Source organism: Roseospirillum parvum, from assembly GCF_900100455.1.
In the GTDB taxonomy this organism is placed as follows: Bacteria; Pseudomonadota; Alphaproteobacteria; order Rhodospirillales; family Rhodospirillaceae; genus Roseospirillum; species Roseospirillum parvum.
Map to the genome: position 1 here is coordinate 19,376 of NZ_FNCV01000001.1, position 15,607 is coordinate 34,982.

A 15,607-nucleotide genomic window follows, 5' to 3' on the forward strand; every position below is an offset into this window, starting at 1 on the left:
TCAGCGCTCCGTCAGGGCGTTGGACTTGGCCTTCAGGATCGGCTTCAGGATGTAGTCGAGGATGGAGCGCTTGCCGGTCAGGATGTCGACCGAGGCGACCATGCCCGGCATCAGCGGCAGCACCTTGCCGTTGCGCTCCAGGCTGTTGTTCTTGGTGCGCACCACCACCTGATAGAAGCTTTCCTGGGTTTCCTCCTCGGTGATGGTGTCGGCGCTGATGCGTTCCACGGTGCCCTCCAGGCCGCCGTAGATGGAGAAGTCATAGGCCGTGAACTTCACCGTGGCGGTTTGCCCGGGGCGCAGGAAGCCGATGTCGGCCGGGCGGATCTTGGCCTCGACCAAGAGCGTGTCGTCCAGCGGCACCACCTCGACGATGTCCATGCCCGGTCGGATGACGCCGCCGATGGTGCGCACGTGCAGGGTCTTCACCACGCCGTTGACCGGCGAGCGGATGTCGGTGCGGCGCACCCGGTCGCTGGCCCCGCGCAGGCGTTCCTCGATGGCCGCCAACTCCGCGCGGGCCTGATTGAGCTCGGTCTGCGCCTCGCTGCGGAAGGCCAGGTACTTTTCCTCGATGCGCTCGGTGGCCTCGCGCAGCGCCGCCTCGGCGCGCGGGATGGCCAGCCGCGAGGCCTGGATCTCGCCTTCCAGGTCGTTGGCCTCGCGCTCCAGGCGCAGAAGGTTGATCTTGGGCACCACCCCGTTCTGGACCAGCGGCCGGGTGATGGAGATTTCCTCCTGCAGCAGGCTCAGGCTGGAGCGCGCCTGCTCGATCTTGCCGCGCAACTCGGCCAGTTCCTGGCGCCGCTGGGCGGCCTGCCCCTCGAGGATGGAAACCTGCGACTCCAGGCTCTGCCGGCGGGCCTGCATCAACTCGCGTTCGTCCTGGGCGGTCGAGGCGGCCTCGGCCGTCACCTCGGGCGGGAAGCTCAGCTCGCGGTCCTCGACCTCGGCCTGCAGGCGGGCGATCTTGGCCTTCAGCGACAGGGCGTTGGACTGGATCTCGCCAAGGTCCGAGGAGAACGAGGTGTCGTCGAGGACCAGCAGCACCTGATCCTTCTCGACCAGATCGCCCTCGCCGATCCTCAGTTCCTTGACGATGCCGCCTTCCAGGTTCTGCACCACCTGAATCTGCGAGGAGGGGATCACCTTGCCCTCGCCGCGGGTCACCTCGTCGATCACCGTGTACTTGGCCCAGACGACGGCGGCGATGACGAACAGCACCACCGCGAACAGGATCATGTAGGCGACCGGGTTGGCGCCCTGGATTTCGGCCCGCACCCGGGGGGTGGCGAACTCGCCGTCGCGCCAGTTGGCGGCCATCAGGAGGCTCCCTTGCTGCCCGAGCCGTCGGCCGAGTCGCCGCCGGAACGGAAAATGTTGCGCAGTCTACGGCCCCCTTCCAGCCCTTGCGGGTCGGCTGGTGGGCGCTGGGCGGGCGCCGCCGTCGGACGCTGGGCGGGACCGGTCGGCGCGGCCGGGGGCGACGGGTTGGCGGCGGCTGGCGAGTCGCTTTTCACCGGCTTGGGCTGGGGAGCGGGGCCGCTGGTCCGGCCCGCCAACTCGGCGGCGAGGTGGCCGTTCTGGGTGGGGGCGGGCTTGCCGGCGCCGCCGGGAGCCGGCTTGCGCGGTTGCTCGGCCGCCTTCAGCACCTCGTTGACCGGCCCGTCGGCGACCACCGCGCCGCGCGAGATGACGATCAGCCGGTCGACCAGCTTGAGCAGCGACGGCCGGTGGGTGATGAGCACGATGGTCTTGCCCCGCATGGCGGTTTCCATGCGCCGCACGAAGGCCTGTTCGGCCGGCATGTCCATCATGCTGGTCGGCTCGTCGAGCAGAAGGATCGGCGGGTCGGGCAGCAGGGCGCGGGCCAGGGCGATGCTTTGCCGCTGGCCGCCGGAAAGCATGCCGCCGCGCTCGCCCACCTGCAGGTCGTAGCCCATCGGGTGGCGGCTGATGAACTCGTGCACGCCGGCCAGCTCGGCGGCTTTCAGGATCATCTCGTCGTCGGCTTCCGGGGCGCCCATGGCGATGTTGTCGCGCACGCTGCCGTGGAACAGGATGGTGTCCTGCAGCACGACGCCCAGCGAGCGGCGGATGTCGGCCGGGTCGAGCTGTTGCAGGTCGGTGCCGTCGACCAGCACCGACCCTTCCGAGGGGTCGTAGAGACGGGCCATCAGGCGCGACAGGGTCGACTTGCCGAAGCCGATCGGCCCCATGATGGCCACCCGCTCGCCCGGGGCGATGCGGAAGCTGACGTCCTTGAGGGACGGCGTCTGGCTGCCCGGATAGGCGAAGGTGACGTTCTGGAACTCGATCTCGCCGGTCAGCACCGGGCGCGACAGGAACTGCTTGCCGGCCGGCCGGTCGACCGGCAGGGCCATGATCTCGTTGATCGACTTCCTGGCCGAGAAGGCGTGGTGCAGGCGGGCCAAAAGGCCGGCCACCTGGGCCAGCGGGGCCATCACCCGGCCGGTCAGGATGGAGGAGGCGATCAGCGCCCCCATGGTCATCTCGTTGTTGGCGATCTGGTAGACGCCGACGATCACCACGCCGACGGTGACGAACTGCTGGACGAACGACGAGAAGTGGATGCCGACCCCGGAGAGGAACTTCACCCGGGCCCCGAGCTTGGCCGAATCGCCGACGAACTGCTCCCAGTCGCGCTGCATGCGGCCCTCGGCGCCGAGGCTTTTCACGGTGTCGAGCGCCGAGAGCACCTCGACCAGCACGCCGTGCTTGCGGGCGCTGTCCTCGTTGTTCTTCTCCACCGCCTTGCGCAGCGGCAATTGCAGCAGCAGGCCGCCGATGATGACCACCGGCACCGCCACCATGGGCACGTAGGCGGCCGGGCCGGCCAGCATGTAGATGATGAAGATGAACAGGAAGATGAACGGCAGGTCGACCAGGGCGGTGACCGTGGCCGAGGTGAAGAAGTCGCGGACCGACTCGAACTCCTTCAGCTTGTTGGCAAAGGCGCCCGAGGACTGGGGGCGGGCCCCCATGTTGATGTTCATCGCCTGCTCGAAGATGATGGCCGACATCATCACGTCGGCCCGCTTGCCGGCGTGGTCGACCAGATAGGCCCTGAGAAGCCTGAGCAGGAAGTCGAAGCAGTAGACGATGGCGATGCCGCTGGCCAACACCCACAGGGTTTCCAGGGCCTGGTTGGGCACCACCCGGTCGTAGACGTTCATGGTGAACATCGGCCCGGCCAGGGCGAACAGGTTGACCATGATGGCGGCCACGATGACGTGCGAGTAGACGCCGCCGAAGCGCATCAGGGTGGACCAGAACCAGTTGCCGCGCGACTCGACCTTCCGGTAGAGCGCCTCGTCGCGATGCTCGGTTTCCGGGCGCGACAGGAAGGCGTAGCCCTCGTAGAGCTTCTCAAGCTCGCCGGCATCGAGCAGGTCGGAGCCGGTCCCGGTTTCCGGGAACTGCACCTCGTAGCGCCCGGAGCCGCGGCGGCGCATCAGCACGCAGGCCGAGCGCCCCTTCAGCAGCAGCACCGCCGGCAGCAGGGCTTCCGGGATGTCGGCCAGCTTGCGGCGCACCAGACGGGCGCTCAGGCGGGCCCGGGCGGCGGCGCGCGGGAACAGGTCGGGGGTCAGGCGGTTGTCGACCAGGGGCAGGCCGCTGGTCAGCGAGGCAGCCGAGCGTGGCCGCCCATGCAGGGCGCACAGCCCCATCAGGGCGCCGAGCAGGGGGTCGCTGGCCTCCGGCCTGAGCTGGCTGGGCCTGACGCCCCAGGTTGGCGCGGGCTCGGCCTCGGCGGAGGGAGCGCCCGGAGAAGGGGCCGCGCCGTCGGGGGCACCACCGGTGGCATTGCCGGAGGCACCACCGGGGGGGGCGGCGTCGGGCGCGGGGTCGCCGGTTCGGGCTTCCGCCATCGAAGTCTCCCATGCCTCAAATGCGTTGGTGTCCCGGGGTTTGTGGTCCCGGGAAGGGACGGTCGACCAGCCTGCCGTGCCGGCCCCCTCGGGCGGTCGGAACGCGGCCAGTGGCCAGGAAAGCTCGCGGCCAAGATTAGCCGTGGCGGCCGGCTCCCGGCAAGGGCGCTCGCGTGACGGGTTGTTGATGGTGGGTGTGTGATTTAAGAGTCGGGCGCCGTGGTTGAAAAGAGGGTGTTGCCGTTTCGCCACGGCGGCGGTGTTTTTCCCAGGGTTGCTTGACCGGGACAGGGCTTTCGGCTCTACTCGCCCTATTCAGAGGCCTGTCCTCTTGGTGTGCCTGTTCGGGGCAGCAGGCCAGGGTTCCGGGAAGGGTTTGGCGACATTTTTTATGCGTCCTTTACCGTTCGGTCAGCGTGGTGATCGGTGGGGGCGGTGTCGGCCAGGCTTTTTTTCGGATGATCCCGGTGCGGTTCCGGTGCGGTATCCCAAGGTCCTGTTGCTCTGGCGGGCCGCCACACACCATCTAGACTCGGCTCCTGTCCCGATGACGCGTGACGGGGCAGCACGTATCAACAAAGGGGACCGCACGCATGCGACTGTGGAAGACGAGCGCCAGCCTGGCCGTGATCGCCGGCCTGACGGGTGGGCTGATGATGACCGCCGGCACCCCGGCCTCGGCCATGAGTCTGGAAGAGGCGGCCCAACTCGCGGTTGCCACCAACCCGCAGATGATGGCCGCCCAGGAAAACCGCCGGGCCCAGGAATACGAACTGAAGCAGGGTCGCGGCCTGTACTGGCCGAGCCTGGACCTGAGCGCCGGCATGGGCTGGGAGTGGACCGACAACACCACCCTCAACCGCCAGAACCTGAAGCGGAAGGAATTCCAGGCCTCCCTGAGCCAGTTGCTGTTCGACGGCTTCGCCCGCGAGGCCAAGATCGAGCAGCGCGCCGCCCGCCTCGACGCCGCCGCCCTGCGCGTGCAGGAGCGGGCCGACTTCCTGGCCCTGGACGCCACCGAGGTCTACCTCGACGTGCTGCGCAACCAGGATCTGGTCGAATTGGCCCAGGACAACGTGGCGGTCCACGAGCAGACCCTGGATCAGGTGCAGGAGCGGGTCGATGCCGGTCAGACCGGTGTCGGTGACGCCCAGCAGGCGCTGTCCCGTCTGGCCGCCGCCCGCGACGCCCTGATCGAGGCCGAGCGTGACCTGAACGACGCCAAGGCCCGTTTCATCCGCGTCGTCGGGGCCGAGCCCGAGGAACTGGTCGCCGCCCCCGATCTGGCCGACCAGCTGCCCGACTCGGTTGGCGAGGCGGTCAGCACCGCCGTCAAGGACAGCCCGACCGTGGCCGCCTCGGCCGCCGAGCTGGACGAGGCCATCGCCGTGCACCGCGAGGCCGCCGGCAACTACTACCCGACCTTCACCCTGGACGCCCAGACCACCCGCAACCACAACATCGACGGCGTCCACGGCAAGAACCACGACATCTCGGTCATGCTGAACATGACCTGGAACGTCTTCCGCGGCTTCATCGACACCAACCGCCGCACCGAGCTGGCCCACCGCATCGGCGAGGCCCGCGCCGTGACCATGGATCAGGAGCGCGCCGCCGCCGAGGAGACCCGGGTCTCCTGGAACGCCTTCGAAATGGCCCTGCGCCGCGTCGAGGCCCTGAACGAGCAGGTCATCTCCAACTCGCAGGTGGTGCAGACCTACCGCCAGGAGTTCGACATCGGGCAGCGTGACCTGCTCGACCTGCTGGACGGCGAGAACGAGCTGTTCCTGTCGCGCACCAACCTGATCAGCTCGGAATACGTGGCCCAGTTCGCCGCCTTCCGGGTGCTCGCCACCACCGGCCAGCTGGCCGAGATCATGAACCTCGACATTCCGGCCGAGGGCGCCACCGGGGCCCGCCAGGACGCCGGCGTGACGCCGAACTACCAGCCCGGCGAGGCGGTCAGCGCCGATGCCGAGATGGAGATGTCGACGAACTGATTTCCAGCGATCCGTCGGCCATGGATGCCGACGGTGGGCGAGACAATCGACGCGACATGGACGGCCGGCGGGGGGTTCCGCCGGCCGTTCTTTTTTGCTGATCGGCGCCCTGGCTTGGCGCGGCCTGCTAATGGTGGTGTGGCGGGGCTGTGGCCGCGACATCTCGCGACGACTCCGCAAAGGCGCGGCCGTTGTCCGGTGGCGAATTTCTAGTTTCTTGATTTTGCGCGATTAATCCATCGCCTGATGGTTTCCACGCCCGACCCGTTGGGGTAACATCAAGGGCCGACAAAGAGGCGGTTCTCGCGCCGCCCCACGGCAGGCGTGAGGCGGAAGCCTCGGGGGCCGCATCGGGTCGGGGCCGCTTGTGGCTCGACGCCGGCGGACGTGGTTCAGGCACAGGGCCCGGCGGGCCCAGGGCTTGGTCCGGGTGCGCCGACTCCCGCCAATACGGGTCCAGCTGATCGGGGCGTGGCGTCGATATGAGCGAAACGGACAGCACAATCCAGGCCACTCCCGCGACCTCCGGGAAACCGGCAACGCCGCGCCCGGCCAAGCCGCGCGGTGGTGACAAGGCCGCCTCGGCCAGCCGCTGTCTGGTCGTTGCCCCCGCCGCGGCGACCGCCACCGCGCTGCGTCTGGCCGGCAGCCAGGCGCCGGTTTCGGTCTATCTGGTGCGCACCGTGGAAGCGGCGCCCGACGAAACGTTCATCGCCACGGTGCTGGTGGCCGACGATCCGACCCTGGTCATGGCGGCCCGACGGCGCGTCGCCGCCCCGGTGGTGGTGGTCGCCGACCGACTCGATGTGGCCAGCGAACTGGAGCTGCTGCGTCACGGCGCCATGGAGGTGCTGGCCGCGTCGTCGAGCGGGCCGGAAGAGCTGTGGCAGGCCGTGGCCCGGGCCCGGGTCCGCCAGCAGTCGATGCTGGCCAACCAGCCGGCCGGATCGCATGCCGCGCCGGTGGCGCCGCCGGGGGCCAATCAGGCCAGCGAGGCCCTGACCCTGGTCGATCGCCTGCCCCTGGCCCTGATCCTGGCCCGCGCCAACGGCACCATGATCCACGCCAACACCCCGGCCCGTCGGCTGCTCGACACCGGCGACGCCCTGACGCTGGATGCCGGGGGCATCCTGCGCGCCGCCACCAGCGCCGACAGCCGGCGTCTGAGCGGGATCATCCGCGCGGTGGCCGAGGGCGCCGGGGATGGGGAAGGGGCGCTGACCCTGGAGCGGCCCGACAGCGAAACGCCGCTCTCGGTGATCGTCGTGCCGGCCGGGCGCCCGGGGCAGGGCGTCGCGCTGTTCGTCTCCGACCCGGACAGCCTGGGCCGCATCACCGAGGGCCGCCTGTCCGCCCTTTATGGGCTGAGCGGCGCCGAGGCCCGGCTGGTCAACGGACTGGTCCAGGGCCGCCGGCTGGAGGATCTGGCCGACGAGCAGAAGGTGTCGCCGCACACCCTGCGCAGCCAGCTCAAGACCGTCTTCCGCAAGACCGGCGTGCGTCGCCAGTCCGAGCTGGTCAAGCTGATCCTGACCGGCCCGGCGGTGGTCGGCGCCGCCACGGTGGCGGGCGAGGCGCCGCCGGACAGCGGTGCCTTCAGCATCTGACGGGCGGGCCGCCGGGCCGCTTCCGGGCGGCGCGTCCCGGCAGACAGAAAAGGGGCCCGCCGATTGGCGGGCCCCTCCTGGTTTCGGGTCTGGATCGCTTCCGGCTTAGCGCGAGAAGGAGATTTCCACGCGACGGTTCAGACGCTCGCGCACGCCGTCGTCCGTCGGCACCTTGAGGCGGCTTTCACCGTAGGCTTCCAGCGACTGCACGCTCATCGGCACGCCCATGTCGGCCAGGGCGCGCGAGACGTTCTCGGCCCGCCGCTGCGACAGGTTGACGTTGTAGGCGTCGGCGCCCGAGGTGTCGGTGTGGCCGACCACGGTGACGACGATGCCACGGAAGTCGGCGTAGGCCGAGGAGACGTCGTTGAGCACGGCCTGGGCCATCTCATCCAACTGGGCGCTGTCGAAGTCGAAGTAGACGACGAACGGCGCCGGCAGCGGCATGGCCGGGATCGGGGCCGGCTCGGGGGCCGGTTCCGGAGTTGCCGGCTGCGGCTTCAGGGCGTTCATGGCGATCATGAAGTTCTGCTTGCAGGCTTCGATGTCTTCCGGCTGGAAGTCCTCTTCCTGCTCCTGCAGCCAGCAGTCGAAGCCAGCCTGCGCCTTGGCGGCCATCTTCGGGTTGGCGTCGCGGGCACCCTTGACCAGGGCGGCCATCAGGTCCTGACGGGCGGCGGTCAGCTCGGCCATGGCGTGGGGCGGGGTATCGCGCGACATCACGGCGTCGGGCGCCACCTTCTGGCCGGCCGCGGCCATCTTGGCCTTGTCCAGGAAGTAGGCGGTGTCGTCCCAGTCGCCTTCCGCCGATTCCATGGACGCCAGATCGACGTATTCCTGGTGCAGGGCGCTGTTGAACATGCCCCCGGCGACGTCCATCTGGCGGGTGCCTTCGACGTCCCACTTGTCGGCGCAGGCCGCCACCGCCAGCACCGAGGCCGCGGCGATCAGCGGTTTCTTAAAGGAAATGGTCATGTGGGTCCTCTCCTGAGTGATAAACTGAGGTCCAGTCCAATCGCCCGATAGGGTCACGGGGGCCGGTTAAGGTGGGCGGGGTGGTTCCGGGCCAGGGCCGTGCCTGATGACGGCGCCGGCCAGTTCCGGGTTAGATGAGCTAGCGACCCTCCCCAACACAGTGATCCTCGTCACACCGAGCGGCGCCCCGCGAGGCACGCGATCAGCGTGGAAATGTCGGTTGCAACGCTGGGGGCCGATCCTCTTGGAAGTGCCCCCACTTCCGGCCGGGCCCGATGCCTTAAAGAATAAGGCGAACCGGGCGTTGGGAAAAGTCCCCCGGCCGACGCATCGACATCTCGGGATCGCCACCGGCCCGCCGTCTGTCCCGGCCCCCGATGGAGTCCGGGAAACGGCGTTTGCCGAAATGCGATCATGAGCATATATGGGGGGGCATGTGCGCCGTTTCAAATGATTCTCTCGATACGTTTCACGCACCGTCGCCGGCCGGGGCCGATGAGGCGCGGCCATCGCTGATCGGCATCGACCGGACCGGGCTGCAAGGGATGCTGGCCGAGATGGGTGAAAAGCCCTTCCGGGCGCGTCAACTTTGGCAGTGGATCTACCATCGCGGGGCGCGCAGCTTCGCCGACATGAGCGATCTGTCGAAGGATCTGCGGCAGCGGCTGGAGGCGCGCTACACGCTGGAGCGCCCGGCCATCGCCCGCCAGCAGACCTCGACCGACGGCACCCGCAAGTGGCTTCTGGACTTCGCCGACGGCCAACAGGCCGAGGCCGTGTACATTCCCGAGGACGACCGGGGCGCGGTGTGCATTTCCTCGCAGGTGGGCTGCACCCTGACCTGCAAGTTCTGTCACACCGGGACCCAGCTTCTGGTGCGCAACCTGACGCCGGGCGAGATCGTCGGCCAGTTCATGGTGGCGCGCGATTCCTATGGCGAGTGGCCGAGCCCCACCGACGCCACGCGGATGCTGTCCAACGTGGTGCTGATGGGCATGGGCGAGCCGCTGTTCAACTACGACAACGTGGCCCAGGCGGTGCGCATCATCATGGACGACGAGGGGCTGTCGCTGGGCAAGCGGCGCATCACCCTGTCGACCGCCGGGGTGGTGCCGCTGATCCACCGCGCCGGGGCCGAACTGGGGATCAATCTGGCCGTCTCGCTGCACGCCCACACCGACGAGGTGCGCGACCGCCTGATGCCGATCAACAAGAAGTATCCGCTGGCCGAGCTGATGGCCGCCTGCCGGAGCTATCCCGGGCTGTCCAATGCCCGGCGCATCACCTTCGAGTACATCCTGCTGAAAGGCATCAACGACGGCGACGACGATGCCCGCGCCCTGGGTCGGCTGGTCGCCGGCATTCCCTGCAAGTTCAACCTGATCCCCTTCAACCCCTGGCCCGGCTCCGGCTTCGAGCCGCCCTCGGGCAACCGGGTGATGAAGTTCTCCAACATCCTCAACGACATGGGCTATTCGGCCCCGGTCCGCCAGCCGCGCGGCCAGGACATCCTGGCCGCCTGCGGGCAGTTGCGCTCCGACAGCCAGCGGGTGCCGCGCCACCAGCAGCCCTGGCATCCGGAGTACCAGGGTCCCTCCGCCTGATTCCCGTCTGCCGAGTTTAACGCCTAAAGGCTTCTACTTTAAGGATGAGGCGGGTATACCTATTGGCGATTCATTCGCCATTGCATCGGAGGGGGCCTCCGTGCCGGATTCCGCATTTCAGGGATTGTTCGACCACCTGGGCATCGCCGCCGGCTACCGCCATGCCGCCGGCCATTGGGTGACCACCCCGGCTTCGGTGCGCCGTCGTCTGGCGGCCAGCCTGGGGGCGCCGGTCGACACCCCGGCCGAGGCGCGGGCGGCGTTGGAGCGCCTGAAGGCCGAGGAAAGCGGCCCGCTGCCGCCGGTTCTGGTGTGGACCGCCGGGGCGGCGCCGTGCCCGCTGCCGGTGGTCTGCATCAAGGGGCCGCTGGTCGCCGAGATCACGCATGAGGACGGCTCGCACAGCGAACACCCCCTGGACCCGGCGGCGCCGGGGCTGGTGCCGCCGGCTCCCGGTTACCACCGGCTGCGCCTGCGCGCCCCGGGGCTGGCCGCCGAGACCCGGCTGATCGTCGTGCCGCCGCGTTGCCATTGGCCGGCGGCCCTGGACGCGGCGCGCATCTGGGGGCTGGCGGTCCAGGTCCATGCGCTGCGCGACATTCGCGGGGGGGGCATGGGCGATTTCCACTCCCTTCAGGGGGCGATCGACGCCGCCGCCAGCCTGGGGGCGGACACGGTGGGGCTCAATCCGCTGCACGCCCTGTTCCCGACCCGCCCCGAGCGACGCTCGCCCTATGCCCCGTCGTCGCGGCGTTTTCTCAACCCGCTCTACATCGCCGTCGAGTTGGTGCCGGAGTCCGATGGCCTGCCGATCACGCCGCTGCCCAACCAAAGCGGTCCGCCCCGGCGGCGCGATGTGGCGGCGCTGATCGACAACCGGGGCGTGGCCAGGCACCGCCTGGACGTGCTCGAGGCCCTGTTCGAGGCCTTCGCCACCCGCCATCTCGACCAGGAGACGCCGCGCGGCCGGGCCTTCGCCGCCTTCCGGTCCGAACGGGGCGCGGCGCTGGAGGATTTCGCCCGTTTCCAGGTGCTGTCGGAGCTGTTCGAGGACCGCGGCCTGCCGCCGGCCTGGCAGCAGTGGCCGGCTGCCTACCGTGATCCGCGCGGCCCGGCCGTGCGCTCCCTGGCCCAGAGTCACGCCCGGCGGGTGACCTTCCATGCCTGGCTGCAGTTCGAGGCCGACCGCCAACTGGCCGCCTGCGCCACCCGCGCCCAGGCCGGCGGACTGCGCCTTGGCCTGTACGCCGACCTCGCCGTGGGGGTCGACCGGGACGGGGTGGATTCCTGGGTTTTCCGCGACCTGCTGGCCCAGGACATCTCGGCCGGCTGCCCGCCCGACCTGCGCAATCCCCTGGGTCAGGATTGGGGGGTGGCGCCGTTCCATCCGAGGGCTCTCAAGGCCGCCGCCTACCAGCCCTTCATCGACACCCTGCGCGCCGTCATGCGCCACGCCGGGGCGCTGCGCATCGACCATGCCTTCCAGTTGACCCGGTTGTTCTGGCGACCGCTCGATCTGCCGCCCGGCGAGGGCGGCTATGTGGCCTATCCGCTGGCCGACCTGCTGGGCATCATCGCCCTGGAAAGCCAGCGCGCCCACTGCGCGGTGATCGCCGAGGACCTGGGCACCATCCCCGACGATTTCCGCGAGGCGGCGATGGCGCGCGGCACCCTGTCCTACCGCATCCTGCACCGCGAGCGCGGCCAGGGGCGGAGCTACCTGCCACCCGAGAGCTATCCGGCCGAGGCGGCGGTGGCCGCCGGGACCCACGATCAGGCCACCCTGGCCGGCTTCTGGACCGGCCATGACGTGGCCAGCCGGCGCGAGCTGGGCCTGTATCCGACCGACGCGGCGGCCGCCGCCGCCGGGCCGCAGCGGGCCGAGGACCGCCGGCAACTGGTCGCCGCGCTGACCGCCGCCGGGCTGCTCGATCCGGCGACCGACCCCGAAGGCCCGCTGCCCGAGGGGCTGGCGGCGGCGGTGGCCGGGTTCCTGGGGCGCACCCCGGCGCGACTGGTGATGATCCAGCCGGAGGACGTGATCGGGCAGGTGGCCCAGGTGAACATGCCGGCCACCGTCGACGCCTATCCCAACTGGCGGCGTCGGCTGGCCGTGCCGGTGGAGGAATGGGCCGACGATGCGCGTTTCCAGGCCGTCGCCGAGGCGCTTAGAGCACGTCGCGGTTATCTGGGGTCTCTTTGTGACCCCAGATAACCGCGACGTGCTCTGAATCCTTGAATCGAGAGCAGATTCACGTGCCCAATCTGAATCGCTTGGCGATTCAGATTGGGCACGATCTGCTCTTAGAGAGGCGGGTCGAGGCCGCTTGGCACCCGTGGCACCGGTTGCTGAACCAGCCGGGGCGGCTCCCTCAGATGGCGGTTCATGGCCCGCTCGGCCAGCCGGAACAGCCGCTGAAGGACCCAGTTGAAGATCAGATAGAGCACCCCGGCGGCGAGGAACATCTCCACCGCCCGGTAGTTGCCGGCGATCAGGGTGCGCGCCATGCCGGTCAGGTCGAGCAGGGTGATGGTCGAAGCCAGGGCCGAGCCCTTGACCATCAGGATCACCTCGTTGCCGTAGGCCGGCAGGCCGATCTGCGCCGCCCGGGGCAGCAGGACCCGCCGCAGGGTCAGCCAGCGGCCCATGCCGATGGCCCGCGCCGCCTCCACCTCGCCCGGCGGCACCGCCTGCAGGGCACCGCGCAGAATCTCGGCGATGTAGGCGGCGGTGTGCAGCGAGAAGGTGAGCAGGGCGCAGACGTAGGGCTCGCGCAGCAGGTACCACAGGGGTCCCTGGCGGATCGCCTCGAACTGGGCCAGGCCGTAGTAGATCAGGAACAGCTGGACGAGCAGCGGGGTGCCCCGGAAGAAGAAGATGTAGCCGAAGGGCAGGGCCCGCACCCAGGGGCGCGGCGAGGAGCGCGCGATGCCCAGCGGCAGGGCCAGCAGCAGGCCGAACAGCCCGCTGACCAGGACCAGCTGGGCAGTCACCCACAGGCCCTCCAGCAGCTTGGGCAGCGACTGAAGGATGATGTCCCAGCCAAAGCCGTCCATGCGTCTCCCCCTCAGCCGGCCCGGCGGGGCAAAAGGCCCCGGTTGGCGCGCCGTTCCATCAGGTGCAGCAGGGCCATGGCGACCACGGTCAGGGTCAGGTAGATTAGCGCCGCCGACAGGTAGAAGGTGAACGGCTCCTTGGTCTGGCCGACCGCGAACTGGGTCTTGCGCATCAGCTCCTCGAGCCCGATCACCGAGACCAGGGCGGTGTCCTTCATCATGATCAGGAACAGGTTGCCCAGCCCGGGCAGGGCGAGGCGCCAGGTCTGCGGCAGGGTGACCCGGCGGAACACCTGGCCGCGCGACATGCCAAGGGCCAGCGCCGCCTCGGCCTGGCCCTTGGGGATGGCCTGGAAGGCGCCCCGGAAGACCTCGGTGGCGTAGGCCCCGAAGGTCAGCGCCAGGGCCAGCGTGCCGGCGATGAAGGGGGAGAGCTCGATGTAGCCGTCATAGTCGAACAGCCGCTTGGCCAGCCCCATCAACACCACCGAGGCGCCGAAGTAGATGGTCAGCACCACCAGCAGCTCGGGCAGGCCCCGGAACACCTCCACATAGGCCGTGCCCAGGCCGCGCAGCACCTTCAAGCGCGACAGCCGCGCCGCCGCCCCCATCAGGCCGAGGGCGATGCCCAGCGGCAGGGTGGCGAAGGCCAGCCGAAGCGTCATCCAGGTGCCGGCCAGCAACTGGTTCTCGAAGCCTTGGAAGTCGGGCATGGCGGGTCCGAACAGGGCATCCCCGGGCGGCCGACCGCCCGGGGGTGAGTGGTCAGAAAGCGCCGTTCAGTAGATGCTGAACGGGAAGTAGCGCTGGTTGATCTCGGCGTAGGTGCCGTCCTCGACGATGGCCTTGATGGCGGCGTTGAGATTCTCGCGCAGCTCGTCCTCGCCCTCGCGCACGGCGATGCCGATCAGGTCGTTCTCGAACACCGGCTCGCCCTTGAACTCGAAGTCGGCGCCGGCCTCGCTGTTCAGCCACTCATAGTTCACCAGCTGGTCGGCGATGATGGCGTCGAGCCGCCCGGCCTCCAGGTCGAGGTAGGCGTTCTCCTGGGTGTCGTACAGCTTGATGTCGACCCCGGGCATGTTCTCCTCGGCCCACTTGGCCGAGACGGTGGCCCGCTGGGCGCCGATGGTCTTGCCGGCCATGCCCTCGGCGGTGATGGTCAGGTCGGCGCCCTTGGGGCCGATGAACTGGAGCTTGTTGGTGTAGTAGCGCTCGGTGAAGTCGACGGTCTTCTCGCGCTCCTCGGTGATCGACATGGAGGCGATGATGGCGTCGTACTTCTTGGCCAGCAGGCCGGGGATGATGCCGTCCCAGTCCTGCTTCACGAAGGTGCATTCGACCGCCATCTCGGCGCACAGGGCCTTGGCGATGTCGATGTCGAAGCCAATCAGCTCGCCGTTCTCGTTGACCTCGTTGAACGGCGGGTAGGCGCCCTCGGTGCCGATGCGCAGGGGGTCGGCGGTGGCCGGGGCGGCGGTCAGGGCAAGGCCCCCGGCAACGAGCAGGGCGGCCGACAGAAGGGTCTTGAGGCGTGTCATGGGCGGATCAACCTTCCGTTGTTGTCTGGCAAATACCTCCCCGGGCGGGGAGGTGGGGGAAACGCCCGGCCCGGCCGGGCCGGGGAGCTTCACGACAGGTGGCGGCGCAGGAACTGGCGCAGCCGTTCGCTTTCGGGCTGGGTGAACAGGGCTTCGGGGTCGCCGTCCTCCTCCACCAGGCCCTCGTGCAGGAACATGGTGCGGGTCGCCACCTCGCGGGCGAAGCCCATTTCGTGGGTGACGATGAGCATGGTCCGGCCCTCGCGGGCCAGGCCCCGGATGACCTCCAGCACCTCGCCGACCAGCTCGGGATCGAGCGCGCTGGTCGGCTCGTCGAAGAGGATCAGCTCGGGGTCCATGGCCAGGGTGCGGGCGATGGCGGCGCGCTGCTGCTGGCCACCGGACAGATGGGCCGGATAGAAGTTGGCCCGCTCGGCCAGGCCGACCTTTTCGAGCAGGGCCAGGGCGCGGGCCTCGGCCTCGGCGCGCGAGGTCTTCAGCACCTGGCGCGGCCCCTCGGCCACGTTGCCCAGCACTGTCATGTGGGGCCACAGGTTGAACTGCTGGAAGACGAAGCCGACGCGGGCCCGCAGGCGGCGCAACTGGCGGCGGTCGCGGGGCTGGTGGTTGCCCTCGCCGTCCGGTCTGGTGACGATCGGCTCGCCGTGCAGCATCACCGAGCCGCCGGTCGGTGTCTCGAGGAAGTTGAGGCAGCGCAGGAAGGTGCTCTTGCCCGAGCCGGACGCCCCCAGGATGGTGATCACATCGCCCGGGTGGGCGTCCACCGAAACCCCTTTCAGGACCTCGACCTCGCCAAATCGCTTGCGGATGTCACGGGCGCTGAGCATCGGCGCCCCGCCGTTGGCGTCCCTGCCGGTCACCGGCCTCCCCCTGGGAATCGTCTGCTGGCTACAAAACGAACCGGGTATC

General features: G+C 69.4%; 11 protein-coding genes. 4 read left to right on the forward strand and 7 right to left on the reverse strand.

Annotated features, from left to right (window positions below):
- Positions 1-1,323 (reverse strand): HlyD family type I secretion periplasmic adaptor subunit, encoded by a 1,323-nt coding sequence (locus BLR95_RS00080; RefSeq protein ID WP_092613899.1) that lies wholly within the window; start codon positions 1,321-1,323, stop codon positions 1-3.
- Positions 1,323-3,893 carry a type I secretion system permease/ATPase gene (locus BLR95_RS00085; protein WP_092613900.1) on the reverse strand — a complete coding sequence of 857 codons (2,571 nt, stop codon included), beginning with the start codon at positions 3,891-3,893 and terminating at the stop codon, positions 1,323-1,325. Before BLR95_RS00085 ends, BLR95_RS00080 begins: the two co-directional genes overlap by 1 nt.
- Positions 3,894-4,486: 593 nt before the next feature.
- Here BLR95_RS00085 and BLR95_RS00090 point away from each other — a divergent pair.
- Together BLR95_RS00090 and BLR95_RS00095 are read left to right on the forward strand one after the other, a co-directional pair.
- Positions 4,487-5,893, forward strand: a complete 1,407-nt coding sequence (locus tag BLR95_RS00090) for a TolC family outer membrane protein (protein ID WP_092613901.1) — start codon at positions 4,487-4,489, stop codon at positions 5,891-5,893.
- A 482-nt stretch (positions 5,894-6,375) separates the two neighbouring features.
- Positions 6,376-7,500: a helix-turn-helix transcriptional regulator gene (locus BLR95_RS00095; protein ID WP_092613902.1), complete on the forward strand. Its 1,125-nt coding sequence runs from the start codon at positions 6,376-6,378 to the stop codon at positions 7,498-7,500.
- 105 nt (positions 7,501-7,605) lie between these two features.
- Here BLR95_RS00095 and BLR95_RS00100 read toward each other — a convergent pair whose 3' ends face one another.
- Entirely contained in the window at positions 7,606-8,475 is an 870-nt protein-coding gene (locus tag BLR95_RS00100; RefSeq protein WP_092613903.1) for an OmpA family protein, read from the reverse strand.
- A 434-nt stretch (positions 8,476-8,909) separates the two neighbouring features.
- On the opposite strand from BLR95_RS00100, the gene rlmN reads away from it, so the two are divergent.
- Together rlmN and malQ are read left to right on the forward strand one after the other, a co-directional pair.
- Positions 8,910-10,079, forward strand: a complete 1,170-nt coding sequence (rlmN, locus tag BLR95_RS00105) for a dual-specificity RNA methyltransferase RlmN (RefSeq protein WP_092613904.1) — start codon at positions 8,910-8,912, stop codon at positions 10,077-10,079.
- Positions 10,080-10,179: 100 nt separating this feature from the next.
- Positions 10,180-12,294: a 4-alpha-glucanotransferase gene (gene malQ / locus BLR95_RS00110; protein WP_143130896.1), complete on the forward strand. Its 2,115-nt coding sequence runs from the start codon at positions 10,180-10,182 to the stop codon at positions 12,292-12,294.
- Between the two features lie 89 nt (positions 12,295-12,383).
- Here the strand turns inward: malQ and BLR95_RS00115 are convergent, their stop codons facing one another.
- The 4 genes from BLR95_RS00115 to BLR95_RS00130 all read right to left on the reverse strand — a co-directional run bounded on the left by BLR95_RS00115 (position 12,384) and on the right by BLR95_RS00130 (position 15,525).
- Positions 12,384-13,136, reverse strand: a complete 753-nt coding sequence (locus BLR95_RS00115) for an ABC transporter permease (protein WP_092613906.1) — start codon at positions 13,134-13,136, stop codon at positions 12,384-12,386.
- Between the two features lie 11 nt (positions 13,137-13,147).
- Positions 13,148-13,849: an ABC transporter permease gene (locus tag BLR95_RS00120; protein ID WP_092613907.1), complete on the reverse strand. Its 702-nt coding sequence runs from the start codon at positions 13,847-13,849 to the stop codon at positions 13,148-13,150.
- Positions 13,850-13,915: 66 nt separating this feature from the next.
- Positions 13,916-14,677 carry an ABC transporter substrate-binding protein gene (locus tag BLR95_RS00125; protein ID WP_092613908.1) on the reverse strand — a complete coding sequence of 254 codons (762 nt, stop codon included), beginning with the start codon at positions 14,675-14,677 and terminating at the stop codon, positions 13,916-13,918.
- 89 nt (positions 14,678-14,766) lie between these two features.
- Positions 14,767-15,525 (reverse strand): ATP-binding cassette domain-containing protein, encoded by a 759-nt coding sequence (locus BLR95_RS00130; RefSeq protein WP_092613909.1) that lies wholly within the window; start codon positions 15,523-15,525, stop codon positions 14,767-14,769.
- Positions 15,526-15,607 lie beyond the last annotated feature (82 nt).

What these genes read in the sequence shown, in the direction of transcription:
- BLR95_RS00100 (WP_092613903.1), bottom strand. Translation starts at nt 8,475, where the DNA reads ATGACCATTTCCTTTAAGAAACCGCTGATCGCCGCGGCCTCGGTGCTG.
- BLR95_RS00095 (WP_092613902.1), top strand. Translation starts at nt 6,376, where the DNA reads ATGAGCGAAACGGACAGCACAATCCAGGCCACTCCCGCGACCTCCGGG.
- BLR95_RS00080 (WP_092613899.1), bottom strand. Translation starts at nt 1,323, where the DNA reads ATGGCCGCCAACTGGCGCGACGGCGAGTTCGCCACCCCCCGGGTGCGG.
- BLR95_RS00085 (WP_092613900.1), bottom strand. Translation starts at nt 3,893, where the DNA reads ATGGCGGAAGCCCGAACCGGCGACCCCGCGCCCGACGCCGCCCCCCCC.
- BLR95_RS00120 (WP_092613907.1), bottom strand. Translation starts at nt 13,849, where the DNA reads ATGCCCGACTTCCAAGGCTTCGAGAACCAGTTGCTGGCCGGCACCTGG.
- BLR95_RS00090 (WP_092613901.1), top strand. Translation starts at nt 4,487, where the DNA reads ATGCGACTGTGGAAGACGAGCGCCAGCCTGGCCGTGATCGCCGGCCTG.
- BLR95_RS00125 (WP_092613908.1), bottom strand. Translation starts at nt 14,677, where the DNA reads ATGACACGCCTCAAGACCCTTCTGTCGGCCGCCCTGCTCGTTGCCGGG.
- BLR95_RS00130 (WP_092613909.1), bottom strand. Translation starts at nt 15,525, where the DNA reads ATGCTCAGCGCCCGTGACATCCGCAAGCGATTTGGCGAGGTCGAGGTC.
- rlmN (WP_092613904.1), top strand. Translation starts at nt 8,910, where the DNA reads ATGTGCGCCGTTTCAAATGATTCTCTCGATACGTTTCACGCACCGTCG.
- BLR95_RS00115 (WP_092613906.1), bottom strand. Translation starts at nt 13,136, where the DNA reads ATGGACGGCTTTGGCTGGGACATCATCCTTCAGTCGCTGCCCAAGCTG.